The sequence below is a fragment of the Desulfosarcina sp. genome (assembly GCF_041551955.1).
GTDB lineage: Bacteria > Desulfobacterota > Desulfobacteria > Desulfobacterales > Desulfosarcinaceae > Desulfosarcina.
Genome location: NZ_JBFELV010000184.1, coordinates 1 through 9,306, shown reverse-complemented (window position 1 = coordinate 9,306; position 9,306 = coordinate 1). Strand labels below are relative to the sequence as shown.

The following is a 9,306-nucleotide window of genomic DNA, read 5'->3' as shown; positions in this document are numbered from 1 at the left end:
ATCATCGACATGTTGGCGGGTCTCGGCCGCATGGTCATTTCCCCGGTTCAGGAACTGGGCCGGGTGGCGATCTTTTTTTTCCGCGGGGTTATCCATCTCTTTTCGTTTCCCCTCCAGGCGGAAAAGATCATCGACCAGGTCTATTTTATCGGCATGAAATCGGTTTTCGTGATCTGCCTCACCGGTGCGTTTACGGGAATGGTATTAGGTCTGCAAGGTTATTACACGCTGGTGAAATTCGGTTCCGAGGGGCTGTTGGGAGCGGCGGTGGCCTTGAGCCTGATTCGTGAAATGGGACCGGTGTTGGCCGCCATCATGGTCGTGGCCCGGGCCGGTTCGGCCATGGCCGCGGAGATCGGCATCATGCGTATTTCCGAGCAGATCGATGCCCTGGAGACCATGGACATCAACCCCATACGATTTTTGTTCAGTCCCCGGCTGGGGGCTGCGTTGATCAGCTTTCCCTTTCACACGGCCATTTTCGACGTGGTGGGGATTATCGGGGGCTACGTGACCGGCTCTCTGCTGCTGGGGATCAATTCGGGGCTCTATTTCAGCCGGGTGGAATCAAGCGTTCTGATGGAAGACATCAACGGCGGGTTTGCCAAATCAATCTGCTTCGCCGCCATCGTGGTAACGATCTGCTGTTTTCAAGGATACACGACTCACCTGCGCAAAGAAGGTTTTGGCGCCAAGGGCGTGAGTCTGTCCACTACGTCGGCGGTGGTCTTATCCTGTGTGCTGATTCTGGTGTCCGACTATGTGTTGACTTCGTTCTTGCTGTGAGACAATCATGACGGGTTCGTAAAACGTCCGATATCTGCGCTGCGCTTCATCCCTCGTCATTGCGGAGTACGGTAAGTAAACCTCACTCCCTGGGATTCGCAAGCCTTGATCTCGAACCGTTTACGAATCCGTCGAAAAGGTAACGCGTTGCGGGTTTATTATTCATGAAGGTGCCGTTGATCGAGTTTAATCAGGTGTTCAAGCGTTTTGGCGACAATGCCGTGCTTAAAGGGGTAGACTTGTCCATCTACCAGGGGCAGGTCACGGCCATTATCGGCAAGAGCGGCATCGGCAAGAGTGTCTTGCTCAAGCACATCATCGGCCTGTTGGAACCCGACCAAGGGGAAATCCGGTTCCAAGGCCAGGCGATCAACGCCATGCCCGCCGCTGCGCGCCGGGCGGTGAAAATGAAGTTCAGCTATATGTTTCAGGGGACGGCCCTGTTTGATTCCATGACCGTTTATGAGAATGTGGCCCTGCCGCTGAAGGAGAAGGGCCGGATTCCCTACCGTGAAATTCAACGCCGTGTGCGTGAGAAGCTGGCCCAACTGGATCTGGCCGGAATCGAAGACAAATACCCGTCTCAACTTTCCGGCGGCATGAAAAAACGGGTAGCCATGGCGCGGGCCCTGGTGACCAATCCGGAGATCGTGCTTTTTGACGAACCGACGACGGGCCTGGATCCCATCCGCAAGAATGCGGCCCACGCCATGATTGCCCAATACCAGAAAACCTTCGGCTTTACCGGGGTCATGGTCAGTCACGAGATTCCCGATGTGTTTTACATCTGCCAGCGTATCGCCATGCTGGATCAGGGCCGGGTTATCTTTCAGGGAAGCCCGACGGAAATCCAGAACAGCACTGAGCCGGTGATCCGGCAGTTTATCCGGGGCCAGGACCCGGAGGCAATCAACGTTGCGCCAAGCGAGGGCTAACGGTGGCAGCCGCATCGATCTGATCTGCGGCTGCGGAGGAGATATGAAAAAAGCATCTGTCGAAACTGCGGTTGGCGTCTTTGTTCTCATCGGCTTGATCAGCGTGGCTTATCTCACCATCAAGCTGGGAAAAATGGAGTGGTTCGGCGACGATTACTATACGCTCGATGCGCGCTTCAATTCGGTTTCGGGCCTGAAGGCCGGCGCCCTTGTGGATATGGCGGGGGTAGAAGTTGGCCAGGTGGCCGATATCCGCCTTGACAATCAACGGCAGGTGGCCATTGTCAGTCTGAAAATCAAAAAAGGCGTGATACTCACCGATGACGTCATCGCCTCGGTAAAGACCTCCGACCTGATCGGCGATAAATATATCCGCTTGACGCCGGGCGGTTCGGACAGAATACTCAAAACCGGAGACATGATCATCGAAACCGAGTCGGCCTTGGATATCGAGGAACTGGTCAGCAAATACGTTTTCGGAGATGCCGAAAAATAATATTGCCGGGCATTGCACCGCGACCGCGAGCGCGGTTCAATGCCTTGCCGATGCGGCGCCGGCGGGACGCGATTGCAACATGGAACAAGAGACTACGGAGGATGAGATGATCCTTAACCAGATAATCGTCGTAATGACCTTTTTAATTTTGACGACAATTCCGGCGGCGGCGGTCTCCATGGAACCCATGGCGACCATCAAAGCCCCCATCGATGCCGTAATTACCATTCTCAACGACCCCAAATACAAGGCCACCGGCACGAAATCGGCCCAACGGGACGAAATCTGGAAGAATGTCAAGCCGATGTTTGACTTCGATGAGATCGCCCAACGGGCCGTGGCTCGAAACTGGAGCGCTTTCAACGATACGGAAAAGGCAGACTTCACCGATGTGTTCGCCCAGTTTCTCGGCAACACCTACATCGATAAAATTCAGGGTGAGTACCACAACGAGCAGATCGTTTACCTCGGGCAGGATTTCTACTCGGACACCTACGCCGAAGTCAAAACCTTGATTGTCAGAGAAACATTAAAAATTCCTGTCAATTACCGAATGCTCAAGGGTGATGAAGACCGGTGGATGGTCTACGATATCATCGTCGAGGGTGTCAGCCTGGTAAAAAATTACCGCACTCAGTTTGCCAGTATCCTGAGCAAGGACAAACCGGCCCAACTGATCCAGCAGCTCAACGACAAGCTGGCTGAACAAAACAAGCGTCTTGCGGAAAACGGATAGCTTCACAACGGATATATCATTGGCAGCGGTTGGCCGGATTGGGGCCCGCGACTTTCAAACGACGAAGCAAGCAATGGCGATGAAACCTGGACAGTTGTTCCTGATCATGATGGTGGTTGTGCTGATCGGCAGCACCGCGTGGGTCAATCCGCCGGTGGCCGCCAGCGCCGATCCCCCGCCCGATGACGATGCCGCGGCGTCGGCGGATTCGGTTCCCTTCGATCCCTTCGATGACCCCAGTGGCGATAGTTTCGGAGATAAGGACCTGATGCTGCAAGCGGTTGCCGACCCCCTTGTCGGGTTCAACCGGACCATGTTCGTCGTCAACGACAAACTGTATTTCTGGGTGCTCAAACCGGTGGCCTCGGGATACCGGGAGGTCGTTCCCACACCGGCCCGGGTAAGCGTAAAAGATTTTTTTTTCAATCTTCTGGCACCGGTTCGCTTTGTCAATTGCCTCTTTCAAGGCAAATGGAGATCCGCGGAAGGCGAGTTCTGCCGGTTCGTGGTCAATAGCACGGCAGGGTGCCTGGGATTATTCAACCTGGTGAGAGACAACCCGTCGTTCAACCCCCCCGAAGAGGATTTGGGTCAGACTCTCGGGTATTACCGCATCGGCAATGGTTTTTTTATCATCTGGCCGCTGTTCGGCCCGTCAACCTTGCGCGATACGGTGGGCAGTCTCGGGGACTGGGTCTTGAACCCGGTTTCGTTCATGCAGCTGGTCAATGTGGATGCGGGTGAATTGACCTCCACCACCACCAACGTGGTCGCATACAGCGTCAGAATTGTTAACGACACCTCTTTCCGCATCGGCGATTACGAAACGCTGAAAAATGCCGCCCTGGATCCCTATGAAGCCTTTCGCAACGCTTACATTCAGAATCGGCTCAGTAGAATCGCTCAATAGGGCGGCCGGCAATCACCTATTTTCCGGATGCGCCATATGCAAACCAAACTGACCATTTTGTGTGAAAATTCCGTGGGTCGGCCCTTCGGTGTTGTGGGCGAGCATGGGTTTGCCTGTTTCATTGAAACCGAGGCCGGTAACCTGCTTTTCGATACCGGTCAGGGACTCGGCATCTGTGGCAATGCCGCGGTGCTGGGTAAAAACCTGGCATCCGTTGAGGCCATCGCCATCAGCCATGGCCACTACGATCACACTGGCGGGCTGCCGCAGGTGCTCGAACAGACCGGCTCAGTGCCTGTATACGGCCATCCCGATATTTTCGCTTCACGCACGTGGTCCGACGGTACTGCCACGCGGTACATCGGCATGCGCCACCGGCGCGAATACCTCGAATCTCTGGGCGCCCAATTCCATTTGGATCGCCATCCGGTTGAAATCAGCCCTGGGGTTTATCTGAGTGGTGAAATCCCCAGAAACAACGACTTTGAAAAGCCGGATCCCAACATGACCCTTCATCCCCAAGGCGCCAAGGCCGTGCGTCCGGATCCCATTGCCGACGACCTGTCCCTGATCGTCGATTCGGAAAAGGGCCTCATTCTGGTGCTGGGCTGTGCCCATGCGGGCATGATCAACATCTTCGACCATGTTATGAAGATGTTTCAGCGGGATCGCCTTTATGCAGTCGTCGGTGGGACCCATCTGGGATTTGCCCAGCCCGGCCAGTTCGACGAGACGCTCAAGGCCCTCGACCGATATGGCATCGAACGGCTGGGCGTGTCTCACTGCACAGGGCTGGAAAAAGCGGCCAGCCTCAGCGCCCACTTGGGCGAGCGGTTTTTTTTCGGTTGTGTGGGTGCCGAACTGGAAGGCTGACGGTGGCTTCTCGGCGCCCCGACGAGGGACAGCCGGTGATGGGGATCGAACGCCCCCGGTTTGCTCCGGTTGGTGAACCCCTTGATCAGACAATTGGCAAACGCCCATGTACAATCGTTTTTTTGGTTTTAAAGAGAGACCGTTCAAACTGGTACCCAACCCGGAGTACCTTTACCTGTCCCGGATTCATGAAGAGGTGCTGGCCCATTTGAACTATGCCGTGGGCTATGGCGAGGGATTCGTTGAGATCACTGGAGAAGTGGGTACCGGCAAGACGACCCTTTGTCGCATGTTCCTGGAAGGCCTGGACGAGAATACCGCAGCGGCATACATCTTCAACCCCAAGCTCGACGCCCTGCAGCTGCTCAAGGCCATCAACGACGAATTCGGTATTCCCTCGGAGACGGCGTCGTTAAAAACGCTCATCGACCGGCTCAATGCCTTTCTCCTGGAGAAAAAAGCCCAGGGCAAACAAGTGATCCTGCTGGTTGACGAAGCCCAAAACCTGAGCGTTGACGTACTGGAGCAATTGCGGCTGCTCTCCAACATGGAAACCACCACCAGTAAACTGCTTCAGATTATTCTGGTGGGCCAACCGGAGCTGGGCGCGCTGCTGGAGACCGAAGCCCTTCGCCAGCTGAACCAGCGCATCACCCTGAGCTGCCACCTGATTCCGCTGACTGCATCAGAAATGCGGGAATACATTCGCCATCGTATTCACATCGCCTCCCGGAAACCGGGGTTGGCCTTCACCGCAGGGGCATACCGGTCCATCTTCAACTATTCCAACGGCATCCCCCGGCTGATTAATATCGTCTGCGACCGGACCCTGCTTACCGCCTTTGCCATGGGCAAACACCGCATCACCCAGGCCATCGTCAGGCGGGCCATTCGAGAATTGGACGGGAAAAGAAAGCGTTCTGGCAAGCCAACCTATTTTCGGGAAAAATGGATCATCGGCCTGCTGGTGGTGTTGGTTATTCTGGTGGCCGGGCTGGTTGCCGGCCAGATGATGTTGAACCGCACCCGACGGATGGCCGTTGAGCCGGTCGTCCATCATAAAATCGAAACGGCGGTTGTCGAATCGGCTGCGGATCCTGCTCCGGAGGCTGTCGGTGAAACGAACCCGGAAGCCGTTGCGCCGTTGCCGGAACACGAGCCCTTTTCAGCGGAACCGGTATCGGCACCGGTCGAAGCACCGGCCGAGACCGCCATCAGCAAGGATCCGGCACCGGCGACACCGGTCCGCGACCTTGAACAGGTGCTCGCTTCCACGGAGGCCCTGAACTCACGCATCGGTGCGTTGGCGGCCGTCCTGAGGCAATGGAATGCGCAACCTCTCCAGGGTGTCGGGTCGGTGGATGGAGTGGACAGCGACACTTTTTTTCGTCTTTCCGCCCGACACAGCGATATGGAAGTCCTTCGCGTCAAGGGGAATCTGAACCTGATAAAAAAGCTGAACCTGCCAGCCATATTGGAATTTCCCCCTGCGGACGGCAGCGATGTCCGGTTCATGGCCCTGGTCGGCCTTGAAGAAAGTGACATCCGGCTGTCCGACGGTGACGACACCTTTTCCGTCGTCCCCGCATCCCTGGCTGGAGTGTGGAATGGGGTGGCGCATATCTTCTGGAAAAACTATTTTAACTACACCGGGGTCATTCCGATCTCGTCACCCGGAGAAGTCATTTTATCCCTCAAGGTGCACCTGAAGGCCAAGGGGTTTCCGATCGAAGCGATGACCGCCGCCTATGATACCTCCACGCGGCTGGCCGTCGAGACGATTCAAGCCCGCAATGGCCTTTACGTGGACGGTATGGTGGGCCCCATGACGAAAATTGCACTTTACAATGAAGATCCATCGCTGAACGGTCCCCGTCTGGCTGGTGGCAGCCCGGGGCAATAGAGGCGGTTAGAGGAGCGGCAAGCGTTGAGTTCTATTCTGGATGCATTAAAAAAAGCAGAACAAGAATCCGCCATGGATCGTAGCGCGGGGACCCCATGGCCGGCCCCGCCTCCCATGCAATCACCCGACCGCAAGGGCCATCGTCGGTGGTGGGTGGCGCTGGGTCTCGCTGTAGGTTTGTGTGTCGTCGGCGTGGTCCTCTGGCATGTGCGGCAAGCGGGTACCCCACGCCCTGCGAAGTCCATGTCGGCGTTGCCGCCTCAGCCGTTGTCCAAAACCAATCCCGGTGTCGTGCCTCTTGTTGCCGAGGCGCCCAAGCCCGGTGTGCCGGCTGCCGAACCACCGCAGACGCCGCCCGTCAAGACCCAGGCAGGTGCCCCCCCGCGCCAAGCCACAGGCAATGCGCCTGCTTCCAGCGATCATTCCGATGCCATGGCCGTGACCCGGTCGGCTCAACCTGAGACGCGGCCGCTGTCCACCGCTGTGCCAACAGCCGCATCGAGGGTGCAGCCAACGCCATCGCAACAGGCGAATTTGGTGCGGCAAAACCCTGCCCCAACACCCATACCGGAAGCTGCCCCCAACGAAGACCCCGCTCCCCGCCCGGTGGAGACAGCGGCGACCCGCCAGCCGGCGGCCAGGCGAGATACCGATAGACCTTTCAGAAGCGACCCGCGAATTGACCTGCAAGCCCTGGTGTGGGCGCCCGAACCCACCGGGCGGTTTGTTGTCATCAACAACCGCCTCATTAAAGAGGGCGGCTCCGTGGACAATATCGTCGTGGTGCGCATCAACCCGGATGATGTGCTGCTGGCCGAAGGATCTGATCGGTGGCATGAGACATTTAAAATCCGCTAAGATTCCGATTGATGCGTCGGCAACTATCCGCAATAAACGTCATCACTAATTCCATGATGAATAAAATGGTTGAAATAACGGTTGATTACCAGAAACGCATTTGGTAAAGAGGCAGTGATGCAAGCTAAAGTTATCCATACAACCGACCGAAAACATCCTGAAATCAGCAGAAGGCTTGAAAGGAACGTCGAACATGCGTTGGACATGTGATAGGCTTGCAGTATGGTTGTTGATCGCCTTGACGGGGGTGCTTTTTGTTCTGTCCCCCCTGCCTTCCGCGGCTACCGGACTTAAGGCCGACACCGATGTCAATGAGACCTTTGCGACAGAAGCGGCTCCGGTCAGTGTGTTGGAGGGGCTCATTCGCAACGGCACCCTATACGATGCCCTGACCGCCTTCGATATTCCGCCGGCGGAGATTCTCTCCCTCTCCAGATCCTTCAAACCGGTTTTCGATTTCCGCTGTTCCCGGCCGAAAGATTACTATGAGGTCAGCGTCGACGACCAGAACTTGATTCAAAAGTTTGTTTACAAGACCAGCCCATTAGACGAATACGAGGCCATAAAGGAAGGCAACGGCGACTATACCGTTCACAAACGAAAAATCGTGCTTGATCGTCGGGTGATCGCCAAGGTGTTCACCATCGAAACCTCACTTTACCAGGCTGTTGCCGACAGCGGTGAAACCCAGCAGGTTGCCGGTCTGATCGCGGACATTTTTGCCTGGGACATCGATTTTTATCTCTATCCGCGAAAGGGTGATCAGATCGCCGTGGTCTATGAGCGATGCTACAAAGACGGCGAGTTTGTGCAGTACGGCGATGTCCTGGCCGCCCGATACGTGGGCAAGCAAAAGACCTTTTCCGCCTTTTTATTTCATGACGGCCAATTTGACGGATACTACGACGAAACCGGCCAGCCTCTGAAAAAGATGTTTTTGCGGACCCCGTTGAAATTCGGCAGGATGACCTCTTCTTATTCCATTCGGCGGTTCCACCCGGTTTCCAAACGCTACAAGCCGCATACCGGCATCGATTACGGAGCCCCCACGGGTACACCCATCATGGCCACGGCCAACGGCAAGGTCACCTTCTCGGGGCGTAAGGCCGGTTACGGCAAGTTGATGATCGTCAAGCACCCCAACGGCTATCAGACCTACTACGGTCATTGCAGCCGGCTGCTGATGAAGCGCGGGCAGATGGTGGAGCAGGGCCAGGTTATCGCCCGGGTCGGACAAACCGGCGTGGCCACCGGCCCACACGTGCACTACGAAGTCCGCGTGGGCGGCAAGCCCATCGACCCCAACAAGGTCAAAAAAAGCCGTGGCAAGCCCCTTAAGAGCGAATTATTGGCCAGCTTCACGGAGGTGGTCAACGAGCGGCTGCTGCTTGTGGACGGCCTGCTGAAGGAGCAAACCAGCCTGGTGATGCTGACCCGTGACCATTGATTCCCTTGACGCCGCTGTAAAAACGACCTAAAAAGTCATAACCATGGTTTAAAACCAAGGCCACCGCTTCATGGGGGTGTAGCTCAGCTGGGAGAGCGCAGCGTTCGCAACGCTGAGGTCAGGGGTTCGATCCCCCTCATCTCCACTTATACTATCGTGAGGCCTAAATTCTAACCCCCATAAGTCCCTGTTTTTATTACGCCTTGGGTTCTATAAATGTCCGACCCAATTGTAAAATTGTATTCCTCGCAGCAAATTGCCAATTATATACCAACTTGCTAGGAAATAAAAGCCTCTGTTTACATTTTTTTTGGCCGTTTAATATAAATGCTGCAGATTGTAACCAAACATTATTAATTTGT

General features: G+C 55.8%; 9 protein-coding genes and 1 tRNA gene. All 10 read left to right on the top strand.

Going from position 1 to position 9,306, the window contains the following annotated elements:
• The coding region (locus tag ABYV26_RS14400) for an MlaE family ABC transporter permease (protein WP_372682050.1) at window positions 1–786 on the top strand (786 nt) is incomplete at its 5' end.
• Between the two features lie 164 nt (window positions 787–950).
• Window positions 951–1,721, top strand: coding sequence for an ABC transporter ATP-binding protein (locus ABYV26_RS14395; protein WP_372682049.1), 771 nt, complete (start codon window positions 951–953; stop codon window positions 1,719–1,721).
• Window positions 1,722–1,764: 43 nt separating this feature from the next.
• Window positions 1,765–2,217 (top strand): outer membrane lipid asymmetry maintenance protein MlaD, encoded by a 453-nt coding sequence (mlaD, locus tag ABYV26_RS14390; protein WP_372682048.1) that lies wholly within the window; start codon window positions 1,765–1,767, stop codon window positions 2,215–2,217.
• 79 nt (window positions 2,218–2,296) lie between these two features.
• Window positions 2,297–2,953 (top strand): phospholipid-binding protein MlaC, encoded by a 657-nt coding sequence (locus ABYV26_RS14385; protein WP_372682047.1) that lies wholly within the window; start codon window positions 2,297–2,299, stop codon window positions 2,951–2,953.
• A gap of 73 nt (window positions 2,954–3,026) precedes the next feature.
• The gene (locus ABYV26_RS14380) at window positions 3,027–3,863 is read left to right on the top strand and encodes a VacJ family lipoprotein (protein ID WP_372682046.1); all 837 of its coding nucleotides are present in this window, start codon (window positions 3,027–3,029) and stop codon (window positions 3,861–3,863) included.
• 36 nt (window positions 3,864–3,899) lie between these two features.
• Window positions 3,900–4,736: an MBL fold metallo-hydrolase gene (locus ABYV26_RS14375; protein WP_372682045.1), complete on the top strand. Its 837-nt coding sequence runs from the start codon at window positions 3,900–3,902 to the stop codon at window positions 4,734–4,736.
• A gap of 106 nt (window positions 4,737–4,842) precedes the next feature.
• Window positions 4,843–6,639, top strand: coding sequence for an AAA family ATPase (locus ABYV26_RS14370; RefSeq protein ID WP_372682044.1), 1,797 nt, complete (start codon window positions 4,843–4,845; stop codon window positions 6,637–6,639).
• Between the two features lie 114 nt (window positions 6,640–6,753).
• Window positions 6,754–7,497: a general secretion pathway protein GspB gene (locus tag ABYV26_RS14365; RefSeq protein ID WP_372682043.1), complete on the top strand. Its 744-nt coding sequence runs from the start codon at window positions 6,754–6,756 to the stop codon at window positions 7,495–7,497.
• A gap of 193 nt (window positions 7,498–7,690) precedes the next feature.
• The gene (locus ABYV26_RS14360; protein WP_372682042.1) at window positions 7,691–8,944 is read left to right on the top strand and encodes a peptidoglycan DD-metalloendopeptidase family protein; all 1,254 of its coding nucleotides are present in this window, start codon (window positions 7,691–7,693) and stop codon (window positions 8,942–8,944) included.
• 72 nt (window positions 8,945–9,016) lie between these two features.
• Window positions 9,017–9,089 (top strand) — tRNA-Ala (locus ABYV26_RS14355).
• Window positions 9,090–9,306: the final 217 nt, after the last annotated feature.

Excerpts from the sequence above, each read along its gene's own strand:
- ABYV26_RS14375 (WP_372682045.1), top strand. The coding sequence starts at position 3,900 with ATGCAAACCAAACTGACCATTTTGTGTGAAAATTCCGTGGGTCGGCCC.
- ABYV26_RS14395 (WP_372682049.1), top strand. The coding sequence starts at position 951 with ATGAAGGTGCCGTTGATCGAGTTTAATCAGGTGTTCAAGCGTTTTGGC.
- mlaD (WP_372682048.1), top strand. The coding sequence starts at position 1,765 with ATGAAAAAAGCATCTGTCGAAACTGCGGTTGGCGTCTTTGTTCTCATC.
- ABYV26_RS14360 (WP_372682042.1), top strand. The coding sequence starts at position 7,691 with ATGCGTTGGACATGTGATAGGCTTGCAGTATGGTTGTTGATCGCCTTG.
- ABYV26_RS14380 (WP_372682046.1), top strand. The coding sequence starts at position 3,027 with ATGGCGATGAAACCTGGACAGTTGTTCCTGATCATGATGGTGGTTGTG.
- ABYV26_RS14365 (WP_372682043.1), top strand. The coding sequence starts at position 6,754 with ATGCAATCACCCGACCGCAAGGGCCATCGTCGGTGGTGGGTGGCGCTG.
- ABYV26_RS14370 (WP_372682044.1), top strand. The coding sequence starts at position 4,843 with ATGTACAATCGTTTTTTTGGTTTTAAAGAGAGACCGTTCAAACTGGTA.
- ABYV26_RS14385 (WP_372682047.1), top strand. The coding sequence starts at position 2,297 with ATGGAACAAGAGACTACGGAGGATGAGATGATCCTTAACCAGATAATC.